15 protein-coding genes are annotated in these 23,006 nt (G+C 44.2%); 9 read left to right on the top strand and 6 right to left on the bottom strand.

The features are described from left to right. Window position 1: 1 nt before the first annotated feature. Genes SOO65_RS13380 through SOO65_RS13370 form a run of 3 tightly spaced genes read left to right on the top strand, consistent with a single transcriptional unit; the run spans window position 2 to window position 5,696 of the window. On the top strand, window positions 2–4,624 hold the full coding sequence (locus SOO65_RS13380) for a serine hydrolase (RefSeq protein ID WP_321390825.1): 4,623 nt from the start codon (window positions 2–4) through the stop codon (window positions 4,622–4,624). Next, window positions 4,621–5,277, top strand: coding sequence for a phosphatase PAP2 family protein (locus tag SOO65_RS13375; RefSeq protein ID WP_321390822.1), 657 nt, complete (start codon window positions 4,621–4,623; stop codon window positions 5,275–5,277). Before SOO65_RS13380 ends, SOO65_RS13375 begins: the two co-directional genes overlap by 4 nt. Further along, window positions 5,274–5,696 (top strand): P-loop NTPase family protein, encoded by a 423-nt coding sequence (locus SOO65_RS13370; protein WP_321390819.1) that lies wholly within the window; start codon window positions 5,274–5,276, stop codon window positions 5,694–5,696. The genes SOO65_RS13375 and SOO65_RS13370 overlap by 4 nt, the downstream gene beginning before the upstream one ends. Here the strand turns inward: SOO65_RS13370 and SOO65_RS13365 are convergent. From SOO65_RS13365 to SOO65_RS13350, 4 genes are read right to left on the bottom strand one after another with little or no spacing between them, the layout of a single operon-like run. After that, entirely contained in the window at window positions 5,680–6,561 is an 882-nt protein-coding gene (locus tag SOO65_RS13365) for a hypothetical protein (RefSeq protein WP_321390816.1), read from the bottom strand. The genes SOO65_RS13370 and SOO65_RS13365 overlap by 17 nt on opposite strands. Window positions 6,562–6,600: 39 nt before the next feature. Then, a complete protein-coding gene (gene xdhC, locus SOO65_RS13360) occupies window positions 6,601–7,374 on the bottom strand; it encodes a xanthine dehydrogenase accessory protein XdhC (protein WP_321390812.1) in 774 nt (257 codons plus the stop codon). Next, entirely contained in the window at window positions 7,371–9,788 is a 2,418-nt protein-coding gene (locus SOO65_RS13355; protein ID WP_321390808.1) for a xanthine dehydrogenase molybdopterin binding subunit, read from the bottom strand. The genes xdhC and SOO65_RS13355 overlap by 4 nt, the downstream gene beginning before the upstream one ends. Beyond that, window positions 9,785–11,221 (bottom strand): xanthine dehydrogenase small subunit, encoded by a 1,437-nt coding sequence (locus SOO65_RS13350; protein ID WP_321390806.1) that lies wholly within the window; start codon window positions 11,219–11,221, stop codon window positions 9,785–9,787. The genes SOO65_RS13355 and SOO65_RS13350 overlap by 4 nt, the downstream gene beginning before the upstream one ends. An 81-nt stretch (window positions 11,222–11,302) precedes the next feature. Between SOO65_RS13350 and SOO65_RS13345 the strand changes: the two genes are divergently transcribed. From SOO65_RS13345 to SOO65_RS13325, 5 genes are all read left to right on the top strand, one after another. Then, complete coding sequence (locus tag SOO65_RS13345; protein WP_321390803.1) at window positions 11,303–12,214, top strand: AEC family transporter; 912 nt, start codon at window positions 11,303–11,305, stop codon at window positions 12,212–12,214. Window positions 12,215–12,320: 106 nt separating this feature from the next. Continuing rightward, window positions 12,321–13,193 (top strand): hypothetical protein, encoded by an 873-nt coding sequence (locus SOO65_RS13340; protein WP_321390802.1) that lies wholly within the window; start codon window positions 12,321–12,323, stop codon window positions 13,191–13,193. A gap of 210 nt (window positions 13,194–13,403) precedes the next feature. Then, window positions 13,404–14,297 (top strand): M48 family metalloprotease, encoded by an 894-nt coding sequence (locus SOO65_RS13335; RefSeq protein ID WP_321390799.1) that lies wholly within the window; start codon window positions 13,404–13,406, stop codon window positions 14,295–14,297. A gap of 155 nt (window positions 14,298–14,452) precedes the next feature. Beyond that, window positions 14,453–15,316: a M48 family metalloprotease gene (locus SOO65_RS13330; protein WP_321390795.1), complete on the top strand. Its 864-nt coding sequence runs from the start codon at window positions 14,453–14,455 to the stop codon at window positions 15,314–15,316. A 62-nt stretch (window positions 15,317–15,378) separates the two neighbouring features. Further along, window positions 15,379–16,719, top strand: coding sequence for a sensor histidine kinase (locus SOO65_RS13325; protein WP_321390793.1), 1,341 nt, complete (start codon window positions 15,379–15,381; stop codon window positions 16,717–16,719). On the opposite strand, the gene SOO65_RS13320 is transcribed toward SOO65_RS13325, so the two are convergent. Continuing rightward, window positions 16,720–18,321 carry a peptide chain release factor 3 gene (locus SOO65_RS13320; RefSeq protein ID WP_321390791.1) on the bottom strand — a complete coding sequence of 534 codons (1,602 nt, stop codon included), beginning with the start codon at window positions 18,319–18,321 and terminating at the stop codon, window positions 16,720–16,722. A gap of 338 nt (window positions 18,322–18,659) precedes the next feature. On the opposite strand from SOO65_RS13320, the gene SOO65_RS13315 reads away from it, so the two are divergent. Continuing rightward, window positions 18,660–19,841 carry a sensor histidine kinase gene (locus SOO65_RS13315; RefSeq protein WP_321390788.1) on the top strand — a complete coding sequence of 394 codons (1,182 nt, stop codon included), beginning with the start codon at window positions 18,660–18,662 and terminating at the stop codon, window positions 19,839–19,841. Between the two features lie 50 nt (window positions 19,842–19,891). On the opposite strand, the gene gcvPB is transcribed toward SOO65_RS13315, so the two are convergent. Beyond that, window positions 19,892–22,906: an aminomethyl-transferring glycine dehydrogenase subunit GcvPB gene (gcvPB, locus tag SOO65_RS13310; protein WP_321390786.1), complete on the bottom strand. Its 3,015-nt coding sequence runs from the start codon at window positions 22,904–22,906 to the stop codon at window positions 19,892–19,894. Between the last annotated feature and the right edge of the window lie 100 nt (window positions 22,907–23,006).

The following is a 23,006-nucleotide window of genomic DNA, read 5'->3' as shown; positions in this document are numbered from 1 at the left end:
CTTGAAATCAGAAATTCCATATTACGATGATTATATTTCTCCTGAGATTAAGGCCCATCTTCTAAGGGCCGCAAAACCAGTGCCGGGAACGGACGGTTTAGTGCAAGTAGGAGAGTCGGGTGGACTGGAATCCACTGAGTCTCTGCGCTTCTTATGCGAACTCTATGAATCAGTTAAGGACGAGTTGAATCTTGTGCTTAAACGCCGTAACCGCGATCGTAAATTTATTGATGAACGCGTGAAGGCCATGGGAACTTTCAATCGAGACTTTAAGCGCGATTATCTATCAAATGATTATAAAACGGTTCTGGGACTCGAAGACGGCGAAGGTCGTATTGTCTTTGGACCTAAGACTCCTAACTATGCTCGTCCCGGTGGAAAACCCATCGCGAACATCCCTGAATTCTTACGTGGCCCACATGTAACACTTTTTGGACCACCTGATTCCGCGAAGCTTTCAATCAATGCCATGAACGCCTATCACCGAAAGCTTAAAGATGAGCCGGAGATCGTACGTGACCTTCTTGCCACTCACGAATCTCTCCCTAAGTGGGGAGCGGATGATGAGGATTCTAAAACTCCTCTACGTGAAGATTTAATTTCTGCGGGGGTGAATCTTACAAAGTGTTTAGATGGAAATCTTTCTCTTGAAGAAAATGGTAAAAAGTATGAACTCGAGAAAGAAAAACTTTCTTTACCAATTAAACGTTTTCCAGGGCTAGCACTTCCGTGCTTCTTCCTATTTTACAAAGATCAACCGATCCCATTACATCTTTATGATTTTGCTCTTCACTTCTTCCGTAATTGGCATAATGAAAAGGCCCTGGCCTTCTATGTGCCAAAACTTGAGAACGAAGAAGAAGCGAGATACATCCGAATTATGCTGGAAGCGGCGGAAAAGCTTTTGAAGAAGACTTATCCAACTTATGCAGTAGGAAGCATTCGTCTCATGATTGTGCTAGAGAACCCACGTGCGGTTTTCCGTGCTCATGAAATTATGGATGAGTTGTATCCATACTTTGTGGGTGCTTCTCTTGGCTGGCACGATTATCTCGCAAGTACCGCACGTCTCTTCAAAGAAGATTCAAATTACCGCATCCCTGTTAAGGCCGATCCGGACATTGTGATTAAATACATTAAGGCCTCACACGATCTACTTGCCGAAGCAGTAGGCTCTCGTGGCGGAATCAAAGTTGGTGGAATGTATGGCATTCTACCAACTTCAAATGATCTTCGTTCACCTTCTTATCAAGTGACGATCAAAGGTTATATCCGTGACGTAATCACCCAGATGAAGCGTGATCTCTCAGGCTTTTGGGTCGCTCACCCGGACTTCGTGCGCCTGGGGCTTGCCTTTGTGGAGGCCTGGAAGATCCATAAGAATGGTAATTCATCAAAACTTGAAACTCTGGTGAAGTCACTTCTGGATGAAAAGTATCACAAAGAGATCATCGACTTTATTCACGGGCCGGATATTAAGGGTCTGGATAAAAATGATCCCATGTATGCTCGTTCACTGATTGTGGCCGATCTTAAAGAATCGACTTTCATTGCCAATAATCACCCGGATGAAATCCGCTATAACGTTTTCCAGTCCCTTCAGTACATCACTGACTGGTTATCTGGAAATGGTTGCGTGGCCCTACCGGCCCTCGTTGCTAATACTCCGGTAAGAGTCATGGATGATTTGGCGACTGCAGAGCGCTCGCGCTGGGAAGTGTGGCATGAGATTCGTCATGGGCGCTTTAAACTTGAAGAGTTTTTGAAGATTGCTCATGAAGAGTTAAATTTTATTCGCAAGGATAAATCTAACGATAAAAAGATCGTGCAAGTGAAGTGGGATGAGCGAACCGAGAAGTGGTATCCGGTGGCGATGAATCTCATGATTAAACTCATGACGGACCCTGAACCGGTGGAATTTGCCACTCAATTGTTCCTGCCTTTCACCATTCCGGCAGTACGAAGTGCGCAGGACCCATGGAAGTTTGTGACTGAAATGGATCCGGAGAAGTTTAAGATCAGTTCTTATATCAAACGCTTTAATTACTTCTTTGAGATTTGTGGATCAATGAAGTTCGCCTCGGGAAAGGCCGCTCTTGCAACAGCGGACGCTAAGATGTGTGAAGCTCTGGTGAAGTCATTTACTAAGAATGATATTTTAGAGGCCGCTTCCTTTCACGGTGACATTGGAGAAAACAAGAAGACCCTGGATAAGATGGCAAGCTCTGAACAATCAAAGGTCCTGACAGAAGATGAATCTATACGTCAGGAACTGCGTGAATTGGGGGCTCAGTATCTGGCAAAATTTGGAATGAAGTTTCTCGTGAGTGCCCAAGGCAAGTCCGGTAAGGAACTCCTCGCTCTTCTCAAAGAGCGCATCAATAATCCTGAAGAGAAGGAAATTGAGAATGCTCGCTATGCTCTTTGGGAAATCACTGAGAAGCGTATGAAGGGGCATCCTCTGAATGATCTTTATTCTCGATTAGAGAATGCTTATAAAAAGCACGGAATCAAAGATGCTCAAGTGACCATCATGACAGGTCAAGGGCATCAGAATATTGTGTTTGGAAGTGCCAAGACCTCTACCTGGTTTGAGATGGCCTCTTTAAGTAAAACCGTAGGAAGTGTTTTCGCCATTGAATACTTTAAGCAGAAAGGCATTGCCCTAAATTCCTCTGTGAAAGATTTTCTTCCAGATTTGAATCTCGATCCAACGGTGACAATTGCTCATCTCATGAGTCACTGTGCTTTAAATCTTCATTACGTGAATGGAGTTCCGGCCAATCGGAAGATGCCGAAGATTTCGGAATTCTTAAAAGGAAACGCTGAATACGGTTATGAACCAGTTCGCGTCGTGAATACTCCCGGTGAGAAATTTCAATACTCAGGTGGAGGTTTCTTAGTTCTTGAGCATCTGATTGAGACGCTGGAGAAAAAATCGATCTTTGATCTGACTCGTCCATTCTTAGATAAATTAGGAATGAAAGACTTTTCTTTCCAACAAGAAACACTTCCGAATGTCGATTACGCTCACGGATATAAAGATAACGGAGAAGAAATCGAAGGGACTCGCAAGATTTTCCCGGCCTTTGCTGCTGGTTCGATGGGAACAGCGGCCGCTATGGCAAAATTTCTGGAACATATGGAAGAGGCCTACTGGAACCTAAACGGCTCGGGCCCTATTTCTCATGATACTGCTCGACTTATGCTTCATGGTACTGACAAGGGATGCATGAAGTTCATGGGTGTTAAGATGGGTTTGGGTGTGTTTATTGGTGAGGCGGGCCCAAACAAGTTCATGATTCACCAGGGGGCCAATGATGGCTTCCGTTGTATATTTTTACACTGCTACTTTGGTCCAGATCGTGGCAAAGGTGTGGTGGCACTGGCCAATGCTGATCTTAAGGGTGTGCTCTTCAATGCTGAAGCCACTCAGGACATTTTGAAAGTACTCGAGTTTCAGGGAATTGATTTCTCGAAGTTTAAATCGACTTTCACTGCAGATAAAATCCCTCAAGAGCAGATTGTGAACATGGGTTATAAAAACCTTGTGTTCGATGCTTTTGAAAAGACTCGTCCAGAGCCAATTATCGAAAGAGGTCCGATGGATCCACTTGCTCCTTTCAACTTGGGAGTTGGTTCAACGGTGGTGGATGTCTCGAATGAACTTTTTGCTCGCGCGGACAATCTCTTCAGTGATCATCTTCCTAAGTTTGATCCGGAACTTTTCGGCAAACAAGGTAAGGTGATGGATAGTTGGGAAACTGTTCGTCACAATCAAGCGGGTGTCGATACCTTAACATTTGAGTTAAAGAAACCGGCCAAAATTAACTACGTTCTTCTATCTACGAAGTATCATTTCGGTAATCATGCTCCGGCGGTGAAGATCGAAGGATTAGTTGATGGAGAATGGACTGAGCTCGTGCCTAAGATGGAAATGGAAGGTCACTCAGAAGTGAGAATTAAACTTCCAAAAGAAACTGGTGTCGTGACTCAAATCCGCGCTTCTCAATATCCGGACGGAGGTTTTACACGTCTGGGTCTTTATACGGATCTTCCTGAAAAAGAGAAGGCGACTTTTGACGGTCAGATGCGCTCGTATGAAGAGAAGATTCCCCAGACCAAAAAGCCACTTAATATTAAGTACGAAGTGACGGACGCGGAGATTAAAAAGAACTGGCTTTCGCTTCATGAAGGGGATGAGTTCAATAATGCCAGTGTTGCCTTAGGAGCGAAAATGCTTAAGGCCACGAACGAGCACTATAGTCCTGCCTCTCAGGTGATTTCTCCATTTGGGCCGATCAATATGTTTGATGGCCTTGAATCAGCGAGAAGTCGTAAGCTCGGTGGTTGCGAAGAAGTCACCATTCAGCTCGCTAAACCCGCTAAAATTCATCGCGTGGAAACGGACTATACCTACTATGTAAATAATAACCCTTATGAGTTCTCTCTTCTTGGTCTGACAGAGGGAAAATGGGTCACGATCATCCCTAAACAAAATGTTAAGGCGTTTGCTGGTCATATCCAAGGTTTTGAGATAAATCGCCCGGAAATCTTTTCACAAATTAAGATCCAGGCATGGCCTTGTGGGGGGATGAACCGTATTAAGGTATTCTCAAAATGAAGCAATTAATTCTTGTCCTAAGTTTTTTATTTCTACTCCCGGCCTTTGCTCAGGAGCAACTGACTTATTTAACACTTGAGAGTGTTGATTTAAATCTCGTTCCGGCCCCTCCTTTGGAAGGTTCTCCGGAAGATCTTGCTGATTTAAATGAAGTTCTTCGTTGGCAGCAAGTTCGTACTCCGGCCGATTGTGCTAAGGCGCAATTTGAGGCCGAAGGTTTTGCGACTTCTTTTTTTGGTGCTCCCTATGGGCCACTTACAACTGAAGAAGCGGAAAAGTTAGTCGCTCTTCAGGAAATTCTCTTCAAAGAAGTGATGGTCTTCTCGCGCATTAAGAAAAATGAATGGGCAAGAATTCGTCCTTACAACCGTAATGTAGGCATTGTTCCTTGTGTGAAGATGCCACGCTCACTTTCTTATCCAAGTGGTCACACCACAATTGCTTACGTTGCCTCTCGTACATTTGCGATTCTTTATCCTGAGAGAGCTGAAGCGCTTATTAAAAAAGGCGAGGAGGTATCTCTTGGTCGCGTGATTGGTGGAGCTCACCATCCGCTTGATACGGTAGCAGGGAAAATCATGGGGAAACTTATTTTTGAGGCCCTCATGAAGTCACCAAAGTTCATGAATGATGTTGAGGCCCTGAGACCATGAATATCGTTTTAATCGGTGCTCCTGGTTCCGGTAAGACCTGGCTTGCTTCTCAGCTTTCGAGCAAACTTAAACTTCATCATATTGAGGCCGACCAGATCTTCTGGAACGGCGGCGATCTTCGTTTTGAAGTTCAAAAGCTGACAGAGGTTGATAATTGGGTCTTTGAAGGTCACATCTCGAAAGTCTCAGATGTTGTTTTGCCTAAGGCGGACAAAGTGATTGTGGTTGAGCACCCGGAGTTTTTTAGTCTCCTTCGTTCCATTAAGCGTGACTGGAGAAACTTTAAGAAGGTCTACTTCAATATTCAAAACTACGAAAAGATGCGCAATCGCCGCGACGAGATCGTCTCAACTCTGGATGACGTGATCTACTGGCAGAGTGGAACGCCCATTCAGTCCTTGCTTAAAAAACTTTCCTGATTTTTTCTAAGGCCACTTTGCAGCCCTCACCGAAAGCATGGAAGCGTCCATTTTCTAAACGCAAAAGCCATTTATCTAATGTCAGAGTCCTGGAAAAATAGAAGAACATAAATCCAATCGCGAGTGGTCGCATGAGATACCAGATGATCTCGGCGATTTGATGTTGCGAGAAGTAGAGAAAAACCGCTGTTCCTACAAGCGAGATGAGAAAGATTGGTTTAAGGAGATCTTTCAGGGCAAGGATCAGAGGATCGCCTGACTCAGGACCTTTTGGTTTTGCATAGTTCACAAAACTGTCTTGGTAATCAGACTTTCCTTGGGTTCTCCAGGCAAGGATGGCGAGAATAATCCCCGCAAATACTTTAACTACAATCACACCAATGAAGAGCCATAAAAGATTCTCGGCCTTGATGCCGTGATATTGAAAGGTCTTCTGATACAAGAACTCGGCGGCGTTGATGATTTCATTTCCAAAGAATAAATAGTAGGTCACTAGTGGTTGGACGAAGGCCCAGAATGACAGAAGGATCATTCCGAGTGAAAGACCAATTGGATTAATGCCAACCACCGTTCCGAGATAAAACAATAGCCCTTGCATTGAGAGACTCAGCATCGGTCCAAGTTTTTTGCCCGCCGGAGAGAGAGATTTTAACACTGCTGCAATGTTTGAGACTCCATAGGTAAGACTTCTGTCCTCGGAAAGGATCGCCACTCGACAAAGCAAATAGCCTTGATTGAGTGAGAGCAAGTGTCCCGCAAATGGTATGTATAAAGAATGTAGGAAAGAACCAAGACCGACTTCGATTACCGACAGCAGAGCTCCATAGTTTCCCAAAATTTCAATTTTTCTTTTCTGATCAATCATCTTAAAGTTCCGGCGCCGAACGAATCAGTGCAATAGTTTCTATGTTTTCTCCAAAGCTGCATCTCGAACTTGAAGTAATTCCGCCACAATACTAATCGCAATCTCATAAGGCTGATTAGTTCCAATTGGAAGCCCCATTGGAACACGAAGCTTCTTCAAAAATTCATCCGAAACACCAAGGTCTTTCAGTTCCTTCTTGATCTTAATCCCTTTCACATCACTTCCAATCACTCCAATATAAGGGCAATCAGGTGCGTGTTTGGCGATTTCATGGAGGATAGGTACATCATGAGCGTGTCCCATGGTCATACTCATAAAATAGCAATGAGGACTAAACTCTTTCACCATTTCTTTTGGAGTCGGGTGATGAATGCCTTTTACACCTTCGAGTTTGGCCACCCATTCTTCACGAGAGTCGACACAAGTGACGGAACAATTAAGTTTAGAAAGAATGCGAGTAAGCGCTTGCGCCACATGGCCCGCACCGAAGATCACGATGGGCCAGTTCGATTGATGATGGTGTTCAAACAGCATCACAACTTCTCCGCCGCAACTCATGCCGATGTCTTTTTGAAGATTCCATACCACAGACTCTGGAGGTGATTGTTCACCCTTAAGAATTTCCTGAGATTTCTTGATGGAGGCCATCTCAACCTTACCACCACCAACGGTGCCATAGAATAATCCGTCTTTAGTCACTAGCATTTTCGCCCCAATATCTTGAGGGGCAGAGCCGCGTACTCCAGTCATAGTGACCATCACAAATGATGTGCCTTCACTGGTTAATTTCTGGCAAGCTTCCCAAATGGTCATCGTTCCCACTCCTTAAATCTCTCAGGCATGATCTCACGAAGGACATTTTCCGACGTGGCCGGAATTCTGATCTTCGGATAGTCCACTTGATAGTGTGGTAGATGCGAGAGAGCATTCGTCACTGCGGTCCAGGCACTAAGGGCCAAAAGAAGTGGTGGTTCACCCACTGCTTTGGTACCGCGAACGTTTGCGTAGTTTTCATCATTCTCTAAGAGTTCTACGTTAAACACGCGTGGAGTATCTTGAACGTTAGGAATTTTGTAAGTGCTTGGAGCGTGTGATAGTAACAGACCCTGATCATTGTAGAACAAGTTTTCTGTTGTGACCCAACCCAGACCTTGAATGAAAGCGCCCGTTACCTGGCCCACATCAAGATCATGATTCACCGGACGACCAAGATCCATCAGAATGTCGGTTCGCAGGACTTTAACTTCACCGGTATCACGATTAAGACTTACTTCTGAGCAAGCGGCCCCTTGAGTGAAATACAAGAAGGCGTCACCTTGGCCGGTCATCTTATTAAATTCGATGCCCGGGATTTTATAGAAAGCATAATCACTGAGAGAGACTCGGTTTAAGTAGGCCTCTAAGATGAGATACTTAAATTCAATTTTTTTATCCAGGTGTTTTGGATGGAAGACCCAACCGTCTTTAAATTCCATCTCAAAGTATTTAGCGACCCCTGATTCCCATTCTGCACCGGCATTTGGATCATTCTCATCCAGGTTTGGAGTATCAAGCATTACTTCTGGTTGAGTTCCAAGACCGGCGGTCTTTGAGGCCCACTTGTCTTTCGGGATGTCTAAAAGCTTCAGAGCAAGTTCACTTAGGCGCTTCTTGATCTTACGAGCGGCGAGAAGTGCTGCCGCACCGTTAATATCAGTTCCCGAAGAAGCAGCAGTGGGTGAGGTATTGGCGTTCTTATCAGTTCTCGTTGGCATCACACGGGCAGAATTTCTTGGAAGTCCAAACTCCGTTGTGACCATCTCAGCAATTCGGGCATTCACACCCTGGCCCATTTCAGTCGCACCCGTGGCGATTTGAAGGGTTCCATCATTATGAATGATGACGAGAGCATTACCTTGGTTTAAAAATCTTGTGGTAAATGAAATCCCAAACTTCACAGTAGTAAGAGACATTCCGCGGACAAAATCTTTGTTCTCTTTATTAAACTTTGTGATCTCTTTACGGCGATTTCTGTAGTCAGATCTTTTTTCTAGCTCGTTAACGAGGCGATCAAGCACGTTGTTCTCGACCAATTGCCCATAGTGAGTGGTATTTCGACCATCAACATCTGAGTACAAGTTGATCTTACGAACATCAATGGGATCTTTTTTAAGATAGTGCGCAATCGCTTCAATAATTTTCTCGGCAGTTGCCACTCCCTTGGGCCCACCGAAACCGCGAAAAGCAGTATGTGAGTGATGATTGGTCTTGCAAACCTGTCCCACCACCCGCATGTGAGGAATAAAATAAGAGTTGTCCGAGTGAAGCATCGCTCGCTCCATGATGGAAGTCGAGAGATCCGCATAAGCGCCGGCATCAGAGAAGAGCTTAACATCCATGGCAAGGATTCTGCCTTGGTCATCAAAGCCCACTTTGTATTCATTCTCAAACGGGTTTCGTTTCCCCGTCATGATCATATCGTCATCTTTAGTAAGGCAAATGCGCACAGGTCGTTTTAGTTTCACGGCACAAAGAGCGGCCATGGCAGCAAAAGGCGCGGCCTGGGATTCCTTGCCTCCAAAGCCTCCACCCATACGTTTCACCTGGCAGACCACATCGTTATCGGGAAGTCCCAGAGCATGGGCCACTACGTGCTGAGTTTCAGTCGGATGTTGAGAAGAGGAATGAATTTCAATTTGACCATCTTCTAATGGATAAGCAATCGATACCTGACTCTCGAGATAAAAGTGATCATGACCTTGAATCACGATATCGCCTTCTAGCGTATGAGGGGCCTTCTTCATCTCTTCATCAACATTACCTCGCTCAATCGTGCGGGCAGGGATGATAAAAGACTCCAACTTGCGGGCCTCACCAATACTCATCACAGCGGCGAGATCGGTATATTCAATAATGGTTTTATGTTTTGCTCTTTGCGCGGCCTCGAGTGACGTCGCAACAATTAAAGCAATACCTTCACCAGCGTACTGAACCTTATCAGTGGCAAGAATCGGTTGGTCCTTAAAGATTGTGCCCCAAAGATTATGAGCGAAATCGTGGCCCGTGAAAACTGCCACAACTCCAGGCTGTTTTAAGACTTCTGTGAAGTCCACGCGCTTAATAAGAGCGTGAGCGCGAGTTGAAAAGAAGACATCGACGAAAAGTTCATTTTTCATGATCGGACGATCATCTACGAATTCACTTTCTCCGCATACATGGGTATGAGCATAGTCGTGTGGTAAACTCATACGCCCACCTCCGAGAAGAAGCGGCGGAAGAGATTTTCTACCAGCACATGTCGGTAACTGCTTGAGGCCCTTACATCACTTAATGGTTTAAATTCCGCGTGAAGCTCTTTCACCGCAAGATTGATGTCAAAGTTATTCTTCAAGAACTCTTCGGTTTTCACAAAGCGCAGGGGAGTGGCGGCAACACCTCCGGCAGCGATAATGATGTCTTTGATTTCTTTTTTAGAATCATCTTTCCATTCAAGATTGACCGCGAGGTTTACTGCCGAGATATCCAGGTCTTTGCGGTTAGAGTTTTTATAGAAACGAACAGTGTTAGATTTTGATGGGATTTTAAACTTAATGCCGGTCACGATGTCACCTTGCTTAAGATCAGTTTTACGATAAGCGAGGAAGAACTTCGAAAGAGGAACTTCACGTTTTCCCTGTGGCCCCATAATACAAACTTCAGCGTTGAGGGCAAGAAGAGCTGGAGGCGTATCACCAATCGGAGAAGCGTTGGCGATGTTACCTACAATCGTACCCACATTTTTAATTTGAGGAGAAGCAAAGATATCCAGGTAGTTTGCAAACTCCGGCATCTTATCTTTAATAAAGTGCCTGAACTCAGAATGGGTCACTCGGGCACCCAGATGAACTTCTCCGTTCTTTTCTGTGACATTATAGAGATCACGAATAAGATGAAGGCTCAGGACCTTGGTGATTTTAATCTTACGCTTATTATGAACCACACCCAGATCAGTGGTTCCGCCTATAATTCGAATTTCCGGATCAGTCATGAGATAGTTGATCGCTTCTTCCAGGGTCTTAGGAGCGAAGAAAGAAAAGTCTTCTCCCTCCAATTTTACTCCTTCATTGAAGGTCTTGAGCAGATCTACTTCTTGTTTTTCTGAATAGTATCTTTTCTTGATGCTTTCACATTTCTTGAGATCAATATCAACCGCCGCATTGATGATTCCCTGATAACCCGTACAGCGACAAAGGTTTCCGGTCAGGCAGTTTTTTGCCTCTTGAGCGTTAATGGTTTTTTCTTTCTTCTCAAGTTTTTCTTCCACCAGACCTGTGAGGGCCATCACAAATCCCGGAGTACAGAATCCACATTGTGAACCGTGACACTGAACCACGGCCCGTTGTGTTTCATGAAGGATGCCTTCTTTTTTGAGTGCATCCACTGTCACAACACTTGAGCCATCTAACTGGCCCACCAGTGTGATACAAGAATTAATCGGTAGATAGTTTTGAGTGTCAGTTCCAGGGACATGCGGGAAGTAGCGAAGAACCGAACAGGCACCACAGTCACCTTCGGCACATACGATTTTTGTCCCAGTGAGACTTTCTTCATAGCGAAGAAAATCAGCGAGCATCATGGATGATTTTTCAGCACCCACTTCATGACGATTACCATTGAGGTAGAAAACAATCTTGTTTCTCATTTTGACCCTTACGCGTAACGATAATTATCTAAAGACTTAATTGCCATTATTCTCCCTCATGAATAAGATGTTGTGAATATCATGAGTAGCCTAATTCTTTTATTTGTTAGTCTTCTGATTGGCGTGGGTCTTCAGAAAGTTAAAACTATCCCTTCAAACGCGCATACCACACTCGGAACCTTAATTTTATACGTCCCGATGCCGGCGATTTGCTTATTAAACCTTCCTCATATGGAGTGGAGGGCGGATCTTATTGGGCTGGTCCTCGTGGCCTGGATCATGTTTGGAGTTGCCTATTTTCTTTTCCAATATCTGGGTAAGAAATTAGAATGGGACAAGACCCTTATTGGCTGTTTGATCCTTACCGCAGGTTTTGCCAACACCTCGTTTGTGGGCTTTCCGGTGATTGAGGCCCTCTATGGGATGGATGCCGTTAAGCACGCTTTGGTGGTTGATCAAATGGGAAGTTTTTTGATCGTTTCAAGTCTCGGAGTGTGGCTTGCGATCACTTCTTCCTCGGGCAAAATGCGAAAACGTGTGCTGTTTAAAAAGATTCTGGTCTTTCCTCCGTTTTTGTCTTTCGTGGTGGGAATTCTCCTCGGAAATTTGGGTTGGAGTGCAGAAGGGGACATTAAAATTGTTCTCGAAAAACTCGCCGGAACCTTAACTCCGCTCGCCCTCATTTCAGTTGGTCTTCAACTCAAATGGGGCCATATCAAGAATGAGTTTCGTTATCTCGTCATGGGGCTTAGTTACAAATTGCTGCTCGCACCCCTCATGATTTTTTCTCTCTACTATTTCATTGGTTTGAAGCATGAGATTCTCCGTGTTGCTGTGATGGAAAGTGCCATGGCACCCATGATCACTGCCAGCATTCTCGCTGCCTCTCATAATCTGCGTCCAACGCTTGCAGGAATGATGGTGGGAGTAGGTGTGCCACTTTCATTTGTTACACTCGGCATTTGGTATTTGGTGTTAAATTTTTTTAACTGACTTTGAAGCAGTATCCAAAAAATTCTTACATCTTCTTAACTTTGCTGGCATCTCCACAGTTCTGTGTCAACATTGTTACAGATTTAAAGTTAATCAAGGAGGATTAATGAAAAAACTATCAGTAGGATTGCTCCTCGCAACCCTTATCGCATCTCAACCTGTTCTTGCCTGCACAAAAAATGGTTCTGAAGGCTTCGTTCCTGAAAATAACCTTTTTATCCCTGTAGACGCTAAAAGCATCAACACAATTTCTGAAGCTCAATTTAACGAAGTTATTGATACAGTTTCTGACGTGTATGCCCCAATCGTTTCTTCTTACGGCGGTAAACTAGAAGTCGTTCGTAAATGGACTGACGGTACAGTTAATGCTTACGCTGAACAAGAAGGAAATGTTTGGAAAGTTTCTATGTTCGGTGGTCTTGCTCGTCACAAGACAATCACACCAGATGGTTTCGCACTTGTTGTATGTCACGAAATCGGTCACCACATCGCAGGAGCTCCTCGTTACGCAGGTGACGATTGGGCATCTAACGAAGGTCAAGCTGACTACTTCGCAACTACAAAATGTCTTCGCCGTGTTTGGATGAACGAAGATAACGCTCGCATCGTTCGCAGCATGGAAGTTCCTCAGTTCCTAACTGATTCTTGTAACAAAAATTGGAAGTCAGCTGCTGATCGCGCTCTTTGTATCCGTGGCGGTATGGCCGGTGATTCTGTAGCAAAACTATTTGCTGCTCTAGCTTGGTCAATGAAAGCTCCAAAGTTTGATACTCCGGATCCAAAACAAGTTACTTCAACATCTGATAGCCACCCTGCTACACAGTGTAGACTTGATACATATTTCCAAGGTGCACTTTGCGAAAAATCTTACAACGAAGATTTCACAGCTGATTCTGAAGTAGCTGGCGCATGTCACGGTTCTACAGGCCACACAGTTGGTCTACGTCCTCGCTGTTGGTTTAAACCTTCAGTTCAGTAATTAGTTTCTCCTCCAAAGGCCAGGTCGAAAGACCTGGCTTTTTTTTTGCCCTTTGTGTACACGTCGCTGTACACATTCTTGACTAAAATTGTCCCTAAAAAAAACATGTCATCCAACAAATTCTTACTTTAGTCTTTCACTGTAGTAACTCAATATCTGAGTATGTCAGAATTAGGTTAAGACCTAGTGATTTTCTAAGGAGAGATTTAAATGAAAAGTTTCAAGCAAGGACTGCTAGCTATTGCCCTTACAGTGGCTTACCCAGTTATGGCATGTACACCAGATGGTACTGAAGGTTTCGTACCAGAAAACAACATGAAAATTTATGCCAACCAAAAAGGCCGCATGGGTGGTCTTTCTGAGCAGCAGTTCAATGACGTTATTACAAAAGTTGAAACTCTATACGCTCCAATCGTATCGAACTACGGCGGTAACCTTCTAGTTGAAAGAAACTGGAATGATCCAACTGTAAACGCTTACGCTCAGCAAATGGGTAAAACTTGGAAAGTATCTATGTTCGGTGGTCTTGCTCGTCACGAGACAATCACTGAAGATGGTTTCGCACTAGTTGTATGTCACGAGCTTGGTCACCACATTGGTGGAGCTCCAAGAAAAGCTTCTCAGTGGGCATCTTCTTGGGCATCTAACGAAGGTCAGTCTGACTACTTCGCAAACCTAAAGTGTCTACGTAAAGTTTGGCAAAACGATGACAACCAGGCCATCGTTCGTAATATGATGCCAGTTCCAGCTACACTAAGAAGAGCTTGTAGCAGTGCCCACACTTGGAGTGCTGACTATTATATGTGTATCCGCGGCGGTATGGCCGGTATGTCAGTTTCAAGACTTTTTATGGCGCTTCGTAACTCAACTGTTGAGCCAAAGTTTGAGACACCTGACACAAAAGTTGTGACAAAAACTGATGATAACCACCCGGCTTATCAGTGTCGCCTTGATACATATTTCCAAGGTTCACTTTGTGACAGATCAATGAACGAAGACGTATCTGCTACTTCAGAAGTAACTGGTACATGTCACGGTTCACTTGGCGATAAAGTTGGTCTACGTCCACTTTGCTGGTTCAAGCCAACAGCTAACGCTAGATAGTTTTAAATCAAAATTCATCTTTTCGCGCAAAGGCCGGGTAATCCCCGGCCTTTATTACATCTTCTTACATTTCGATAATAAAGCTGACGTCTTAACACGGAGATTTCTAGAATTGTGCCTTGAAGAGATTTAGATGAATCTTAAGGAGAACACACATGAAATTTCTAACTGCACTCGTTCTATCTATGGCCCTAGCGGCTCCATCATTTGCCTGTACGGAAGACGGCAAAGGCGGATTCCTTCCTGAAAACGACCTATCAATCCCTGTTGGTTCAAAGCTAGCTGGTGGTTTAACTGAAGCTCAATTCAATGCTGTTATCGACAAACTTGAAGTGATCTACGCTCCAATCGTATCGCAAATGGGTGGTCGTCTTACTATTAACCGTAAGTGGGAAGATGCTACTGTAAACGCAAACGCTACTCGTATGGGTGGTTGGATTGTAAATATGTACGGTGGTCTTGCTCGTCACAGCACAATCACTGAAGATGGTTTCGCTCTTGTTCTTTGTCACGAAATCGGTCACCACCTTGGTGGAGCTCCAAAAGTTGGAAACCTTTTCAACCGTTGGGCATCTAACGAAGGTCAGTCTGATTACTTCGCAACTCTAAAATGTCTTCGTAAGGCGTTCCTTAACGATAACAACGCTCAAGCGATCTCTCGCATGAACGTTCCAACAACTCTTTCTCAGGCATGTGCTAAGGCATGGCCTAACAAAGACGACCGCGCGATCTGTATCCGTGGTGGTATGGCCGGTGTATCGGTTGCGGGTCTATTCGCAGCTCTTCGTAATCAGCCAGAAGGTAAATTCGAAACTCCGGACACAAACGTAGTTTCAAGAACTGATGATGCTCACCCAGCTCACCAGTGTCGTCTAGATACATACTTCCAGGGCGCTCTTTGTGAAAAATCATTCAACGAAGACGTTTCTCAAAGTGATGAAGTAAGAGCTACTTGTCATGGTTCAACTGGTGCTAAAGTTGGCCTTCGTCCTCTTTGCTGGTTTAAGCCAAAAAAATAAGTTAAGCTTGTCTTAATTATATCTAGGGCCAGGTAGATCCTGGCCCTTTTTTTTGGGCAACAATGAATAGCGCCACCATTATTATCAATATTTCATTCTTCACTGTTGTGGGAATGATTATTATTAGCTCAATCATTTACTGGTATGAGCGTGATAAGCGCCAGTGGGAAGGGGTGGAGTATTGGCTGGCCAATGGGACCTATTTTTTAGTCACTGCCATTACTAATAAACTCGCACCATCATTCGTTGCTCTCAGTACGGTTTTGTGGATTTGGCGTTTTGTGACCTCTCGGAAAATTTTAGAGAGTGTCACAAGTTCAGATCTAAAGAGAAAGTGGCATATGCCACTGATCCTGGGTGGATATTTCTTATCACTACTTTTTAATCAAAGTGGATTTGAATTTCTCTATTATACACTTCCTCAAAGCTTGGCCCTTTTCATCGTGGCCACGGATTGTTTAGTGCGTGCCCGAAAAATTCTCATCCTAAGTAAAACGGTTTCGATTACTCATTATCTGCTCTTCGGAACTCTCTTTATCGTTTTCCTCCATCACCTGGATTACGGTTTTTTCCGTTTTAATCCGGCAACAGTGACCTTTGGTTTTGGTGTTTCACTTATGTGTAACATCCTCATGGCCATTCTTCTTCCCTCGGTGACGATCTATGAACTCAGAATGGAGCACCAGAGAAAGCTTGAGACCAAACTCGAGATGCAGTCAAAATTTTCTGCTCTAGGGGAAATGGCGGCCGGCATCGCTCACGAGATCAATAATCCTTTGGGGCTGATTTCTACACGGGCAAATTACCTTCGAAACCACATCCAAAGAGGAAGTGCGGAGAAGGACTTTATTGTTCGTAATCTGGATCAGATCGAAGAGACCACTCAGCGCATGGCCACGATTATTAATTCTCTAAGGAGCTTCTCCCGAGACAATCGTAAGGAGCCGTTCAAAACGGTAACTCCGGGACTTATTATCGAAGATACTTTAAATTACTCAAGGGACCGCTTCCGCATGAATTCCATTCAGATCATTGTGGATCCATTCCCGCAAGTCGATCTAGTTTGTCGTCCGATTCAGATCTCACAGGTCCTATTGAACCTCATGAATAACTCATTTGATGCGATTGTGAAGACTGACAGGCCCTGGATTCATCTGACTTGTGAAGTATTTGATCATACCCTAAGAATCAAAGTCATTGATTCAGGAAAGGGCATCCCTAAGGAAGTTCTCAAAAATATCATGGAACCATTTTTCACGACAAAAGAAATGGGTGGGACGGGGATTGGTTTGTCGATTTCTCGTGGGATCATTGAGGATCATCATGGCAAGCTTTACTACGATGAATCCTCAACGAATACGGCCTTCGTGGTGGAACTGCCGCTTCAGCAGAACGAAGTTTAATTACTCGATATAATCTGAGTTCTTAAAGAACTTCACGTCTGGATTTTTCTCCATCGCGAGTTTTAAGTCCCATTCAGTACGAACAGCAAAACAAAGACGCTTATCTTTATCTTCCATGATCACTGACGAGTAATCTTGAGCGAATTTTTCTTCTGACTTTTTGTCCGGGAACTTTAACCAACGAACACCGGCCCATGCCACTGGCTCGTAAGACGCTTCAACAGAATATTCATCTTCCAGACGGTATTTAACAACTTCAAACTGTAGAGCACCTACGGCACCGAGCATTTTTTCGTTCGTGTGACGACGGATGAAGAGCTGAGTCGCACCTTCTTCAGAAAGTTGAGAAAGACCTTTCTCAAGGTGTTTCGCCTTCATCGGATCTTTCGCCGTTACACGCATGAATAATTCAGGCGAGAAGCTTGGAATACCGGTGTAACGGATATGTTTTTTACCCATCGAGAAGGTATCACCGATTTGATATTTACCCGTATCGTAAAGACCGATGATATCTCCGGCCAATGCTTCTTCAGCAATGTCACGGTCACGGGCCTGGAAAATAAGGGGAGTCGCGATACGAATCTCTTTACCCGTTCTCACGTGGTAAATCTTCTCGTTACGCTCAAAGCGTCCTGAACATACACGCATGAATGAAATACGGTCACGGTGTTTAGGATCCATGTTCGCTTGAATTTTGAAAATAAAGCCCGTGAATTCTTTGTCGCTTGGATCAATCGTGATTTTCTCAGCGTTTGAATCATAAGGAGCAAGTACTGCTTCACGAGGTTTAGGCGTTGGTGCAATTTGTGTAATAAGATCCAAGCACTCTTTAACACCGAAGTTTTTCAACGCCGAACCAAAGAACACTGGAGTTTGGATTCCCGCTTGGTACTCATCCATGTTGAACTCAGGAATGAGTGTGGCCACCATTTCAAGCTCTTCTTTTAGTTTTTCAACCAGTGCCGGGCCAATGGCCTCAAGGAGTGAAGGAGCATCTAGATCAGAAGCATCAACGTAGCTTGGAGTGAACGGATCTTTTGAGTCTTTGAAGCTTAGAATTTGTTTCGTTTTAAAGTCGTATACACCTTTGAAGTCGACACCGTTACCCACGGGCCATGTCATGGGCACACACTGGATTTTAAGAATTGATTCAATATTGTCCAGAAGTGCGAATGGATCCATTGCCTCACGGTCAAACTTGTTCATGAAGGTAACGATTGGAGTGTCACGCATACGACAAACTTCCATAAGTTTAATCGTCTGTGCCTCCACACCTTTAGCGGAGTCAATCATCATGAGCACTGATTCAACTGCAGTCAGAGTACGATAAGTATCTTCCGAGAAGTCTTTGTGTCCTGGAGTATCCAGAAGGTGAAGAGCGCGATCGTTGTATTCAAAACTCATGACCGATGAAGTAATCGAGATACCACGTTGCTTTTCAAGTTCCATCCAGTCAGATTTAGCGTAATCACCACTTTTTGATTTCACCATACCCGCTTCGCGAACCACTCCACCGAACCACAAGAGTTTTTCAGTCATCGTTGTTTTACCGGCGTCCGGATGGGAAATAATGGCGAAGGTACAACGAGGTTTGAAACTCATAGATAGTGTCCTGAAAAAGTTTGGTCTTGTGCGTAATCAGTTGATATCAGTAAATGTAAGAAATGTATATAAAATACGTCTGTCGCTCTTATGAATTAATTCAGACGAATGTAAGAAAATTGATGCCTACAATATTTCTTATGAGCATCACCAATCAAATTATCTTTGGTCTATCCCTTATTACGGCCCTTACCTTGGGGTCGTTGTCTTACTTGAGTTATAGGCGTCATAAGGAGAAAGAATTTTATCATCTAACCGAATTTTGGGTAGCGTTGGGGGCCAACACCTTAATCTGTGGTTTCTTTCAAAATGTAATGCCGCAGGTGATTGCCCTTTCCATGGTAGGGTGGATATGGCCAATTCGAGGATTCAAATTATTCCTACAAGACATTTCGGGCACTGAACTGTGGGGCCGTTGGCGCTATATGCTCCTTGCTGGGATGGCCTTTGTTTCCGTGGCCCTCGCGAGTTATGGTTTTGGATTTACCTCCTATACTTTGCCTTTCACCTTAGGAGTGGTGGTCTGTGGTTTAAGTATGGTCTTTGAGGCCCTGAAAAAAAGTCACGTTAAAGAAACACCACTTCACTGGTGTGCATATGTCTTTACGGCCCTCTATTTTTTTACTCGATTAGCTTTTCCTATCTGGCGAATGGAATCCTTGAATGAACCGATGGCCCTGGTGGTGGATTTATTTTTCTATGTGATCTTCGCAGGGATCACTTCATTTATCACTCTGGAAATGGTGAAGTTTCGTCACGATGAAGAAGTGGATCATCTGCTCAAGGAGCGAAACGACAGGCTATTAGGTCAATCAAAGTATGCAGAACTGGGAATGATGTCGGCCGGTATTGCCCATGAAATTAATAATCCTCTTGCCGTCATTCAAGCGAGAACCACTCAGCTACTTCGTATTCATCAAAATCCTGAAAAACAAAAAGATCTCGGTGATGGTCTTCAACAAATTCTTCACACCAGTGAGAGAATTAATCGCACCATTCAAGGTGTGAGAGAATTCATTCATCAAGACGAGAAAGGTCCTCAAACCGATGTGGATCTTAAAACCTTGGTAGATGATGTCTTGGCGTTCTGTGGCCAGAGAATGAAAAACCACGGAATTAATCTGCGTTTTTATGGCCTAGAAAATTATAGCGTCGTCGGGAATAAGATTCAGCTCGAGCAGGTCATTTTAAATCTTCTGAACAATTCTTTTGATGCCATCGAGTATTTACCCGATAAATGGATTGAGATCAGTGCTCAGCAAAGTAATGATCATGTGCAGATTTTTGTGAAAGATTCTGGGCCGGGCATCCCACCGGAAATCGCAGCACGAATTATGGAACCGTTTTATTCTACCAAAGATCTAGGTAAGGGAACCGGGCTGGGTCTCGCCCTCGCTCGAGGAATCGTTGAAAAACACGGGGGAACACTTATCTATCTAGAAGAGACCTCGCATACGACTTTCCTGATCGACCTACCGGCCGAACCTCATACGGACTGGGGAATATCAACTTATCACTAGATAAAAAAAGGCCCTCTCGGTCCGATGGACTTGCGAGGGCCGAATGCGATTTAAAGCGTGTTTTGATGAGCTTTCAGAATGAGCTGGGTCAGCTCTTCTGGTGTTGAATTTCTAAGTCTTTCATTGTTCACACGATCAGGAATGATGTCTGGAAGATGATCTGTGATTTTTTCAGACAGCACCGGATTTTTATTCGCAAGCACTTCATCTACGCGATCAATCGGAGTGAAGTGAGGAACTGTTTTTAGAACTTCCGGATGCTCATTGATAAGTTTCAAGATTCCTTCAACCACTTCAGAGAACTGATCCAATTCATTTTTAGAATAAGTTTCAGTTGGCTCAATCATAAGTCCGTACTGCTCAGGGAACGCAACAGTTGGAGCATGGAAACCGAAATCCAGGAACAACTTACCAATACGTGCGATGGTATTTGTTTTTGGAGTTCCACTTGCTTCAACTTTCTTAAACGTTTCAGGTGAAAGAGTAAGAATGAACTCATGCATACGAGGAGCTGAACCTGCTTCAGCTGGAAGTGTAGGGTAGCTCTTTGAAAGACGATTATGTAGGTAGCGAGCTGATAGAACTGCCACCTGACTCATCTTACGAACACCATCTGCACCTAGTGCTTTGATATAAGTGTAGGCACGGATTTTGTGAGCGAAGTTACCAAAGTGACGGTGGAATGAACCACAAGACTTGGCCGGTTTAACGATGTCGTATTTGCCGTCTTTCTTCACGATTTGAACACCAGGAATGAAGTCTAGAAGTCGGTGAGAAACACCAACAATAGCGTCACCCGGACCGCCGCCGCCGTGAGGAATCGTCCAAGTTTTATGAAGGTTATTGTGAACAGCGTCCACGCCAAGTTTATCCAGATCAAGAATACCGGCAATGGCGTTCATGTTCGCGCCATCCATGTACACAAGTCCACCTACACCGTGAATAAGGTCACTCATTTCTTTAAATTGAGTTTCAAAAATACCAGCAGTGTTTGGATTTGTTACCATCACACCGGCCACACGGTGACCGTCAGTTTTTAAGAACTCTTTAATTTGAGCAAGATTCATCTCACCGTTTGGAAGAGCTTCAACGGTGTAGATACCGTAAAGCTGACCATGAACCATCTTCGTCTGGTAGCCGGCCATGGTTGCAGTTGCAGGGTTTGTACCGTGAGCAGAACGAGGAATAATGATCACATTTCTCTGATCACCTTCACCACGATCGCGGTGGTAGGCCTGGAACATTTTTAGACCAACTAGCTCACCTTGAGCGCCGGCCACGGCCTGAGTCACAACTCCTGGAAGACCAGTGATTGCTTTAAACTGCTCTTGGATTTCGAAAAGGATTTCCAAACAGCCTTGAATATCTTCAACCGGAGCTTGTGGGTGAACATTAGTGAAGCCCGGAAGAGAAGCAGCGTAATCGTTGATGTACGGGTTGTACTTCATGGTACAAGAACCCAGAGGGTAAATACCGTCATCTGGAGATAGGTTCTGTTTACCCAGACGCTCGTAATAAGCGATGATTTCTTTTGTCTCAATTCTAGGAATTTCCGGAGCATCTGTACGCAGCATCACAGATTGAATTTTTGGAGCAGGAGAGCCGCCCTTAGTTTTTTCAAAGTTTGAAGCAAAGAAAGAAACGAGCTTATCCAGGTCTTTTTCAGAGTGAATATCAGTGAAGCTCATCATAAGAAGATTTTCACCGGCAATTTCCAGGTGGCGGTTTGAAACGTCCACACCAACCTGTATTCCGGCCGCACTTGCTTTATGGATGAACTCAGAAGTATTCACAGGAAGTTTTAGCGTGAATTCATTGAAGAAAGCTGAACCTTTAAATTTAAGTTCAACACCTTCAAACTGTGTCAGAGTTTCAACTGCTTTTTCAGCAAGAGCACGAGAGTGCTTCAAAGTTGCTTCAAAACCTTCGTCACCACGAGCGAGCATTGAAGCGCCGGCCGCAGTTGCTACGAATGATTGGTTAGAACAGATGTTCGATGTCGCTTTCTCACGACGGATGTGCTGCTCACGTGTTGAAAGGATAAGGGCCTTACACTCGCGACCTTTTAGGTCCTGAGTTTTACCAACGTAACGGCCGGCCGTTGAACGGATCGAAATCTTATCTTGTTCATTATAACGGATACCGAAGATACCAAGTCCCGGTCCACCGAAGTTTGGACCGATCGCCAGATGTTGACCTTCAGCTACTACCATGTCCGCACCTTGAGCACGAACACCGAATTTCGCAGGGGCCTTAAGACCTCCGCGACCTAGAAGCATAGGATCTACTACCGCGATAGACTTGATGTTGTTGTTAGAACAAAGATCAACGATTTCATCCACTGATTCAATGTTACCGAAGTTATTCACTTGCGGGAACGCAACTGCCGCAACCTGCGGAGTTGTATTAAGAATGCGCTTAAGAGCGTCGATGTCTAGTTTACCAGTTTGAGCATTGATTGGAGCGCGAATGATTTTCATCTCTGTTTCTTTCGCGTGCGTTTCAATAACTTCAAGATCACCTGGGTAAAGAGAATTTGCCACAACCACAGTTGTAGAATCTTTTACCAGACGAAGAGCACAGTTCATCGCCTCATAAAGACAAGTTGAACGGTCATAAAGAGACGCGTTTACTGCTTCAAAACCAGTTAGTTGAGAAACCAGTGACTGATAGATCCAAAGAGTCTGAAGTGTTCCTTGAGAACGCTCTGGCTGATAAGGAGTATAGGCAGTCGTAAGACCACGAATATCACAAACCGGACCTACAACATCTGTCACTTTATATTGGGGAAGACCATCACCCAGGAATGAAGTCTTAATGTTGTTTTTATTAGCAACATCATTCACGTGACCAATGAGTTCTTCATAGGCCATGTGTTTTGCCATTGGCACAGAAGTCATCTTCACGTCAGAAGCAATGTGCTTATAAAGATCGTCCAGACTGTTAAGGCCAAGTGTCTTTAGCATGTCGCTAATGTCTTTATCATCAGCACCAATATAAAATGGTTTTAGTTCCCGTTTTAATTTTTCAGGATGGTAGTTAAGAGGTGTGTGTGTACCTTTCATGGTAATTCCTTGATGTCCGTGTATGTAAATTGCCCCATATGTTAGGCCCAAGTGATGAGGTTTGTTAAGAACTAACCGTCATAAAATGCAGGTGGTCAAT

Source organism: Peredibacter starrii (assembly GCF_034259205.1).
Classification (GTDB): domain Bacteria; phylum Bdellovibrionota; class Bacteriovoracia; order Bacteriovoracales; family Bacteriovoracaceae; genus Peredibacter; species Peredibacter starrii.
The sequence above is the reverse complement of the archived record's forward strand: the minus strand, read 5'-3'. Positions and strand labels throughout refer to the sequence as shown.

Bases quoted from the DNA above. Each gene is read 5' to 3' on its own strand.
- SOO65_RS13375 (WP_321390822.1), top strand. From the start codon at position 4,621: ATGAAGCAATTAATTCTTGTCCTAAGTTTTTTATTTCTACTCCCGGCC.
- SOO65_RS13370 (WP_321390819.1), top strand. From the start codon at position 5,274: ATGAATATCGTTTTAATCGGTGCTCCTGGTTCCGGTAAGACCTGGCTT.
- SOO65_RS13365 (WP_321390816.1), bottom strand. From the start codon at position 6,561: ATGATTGATCAGAAAAGAAAAATTGAAATTTTGGGAAACTATGGAGCT.
- xdhC (WP_321390812.1), bottom strand. From the start codon at position 7,374: ATGACCATTTGGGAAGCTTGCCAGAAATTAACCAGTGAAGGCACATCA.
- SOO65_RS13355 (WP_321390808.1), bottom strand. From the start codon at position 9,788: ATGAGTTTACCACACGACTATGCTCATACCCATGTATGCGGAGAAAGT.
- SOO65_RS13350 (WP_321390806.1), bottom strand. From the start codon at position 11,221: ATGAGAAACAAGATTGTTTTCTACCTCAATGGTAATCGTCATGAAGTG.
- SOO65_RS13345 (WP_321390803.1), top strand. From the start codon at position 11,303: ATGAGTAGCCTAATTCTTTTATTTGTTAGTCTTCTGATTGGCGTGGGT.
- SOO65_RS13340 (WP_321390802.1), top strand. From the start codon at position 12,321: ATGAAAAAACTATCAGTAGGATTGCTCCTCGCAACCCTTATCGCATCT.
- SOO65_RS13335 (WP_321390799.1), top strand. From the start codon at position 13,404: ATGAAAAGTTTCAAGCAAGGACTGCTAGCTATTGCCCTTACAGTGGCT.
- SOO65_RS13330 (WP_321390795.1), top strand. From the start codon at position 14,453: ATGAAATTTCTAACTGCACTCGTTCTATCTATGGCCCTAGCGGCTCCA.
- SOO65_RS13325 (WP_321390793.1), top strand. From the start codon at position 15,379: ATGAATAGCGCCACCATTATTATCAATATTTCATTCTTCACTGTTGTG.
- SOO65_RS13320 (WP_321390791.1), bottom strand. From the start codon at position 18,321: ATGAGTTTCAAACCTCGTTGTACCTTCGCCATTATTTCCCATCCGGAC.
- SOO65_RS13315 (WP_321390788.1), top strand. From the start codon at position 18,660: ATGGTAGGGTGGATATGGCCAATTCGAGGATTCAAATTATTCCTACAA.
- gcvPB (WP_321390786.1), bottom strand. From the start codon at position 22,906: ATGAAAGGTACACACACACCTCTTAACTACCATCCTGAAAAATTAAAA.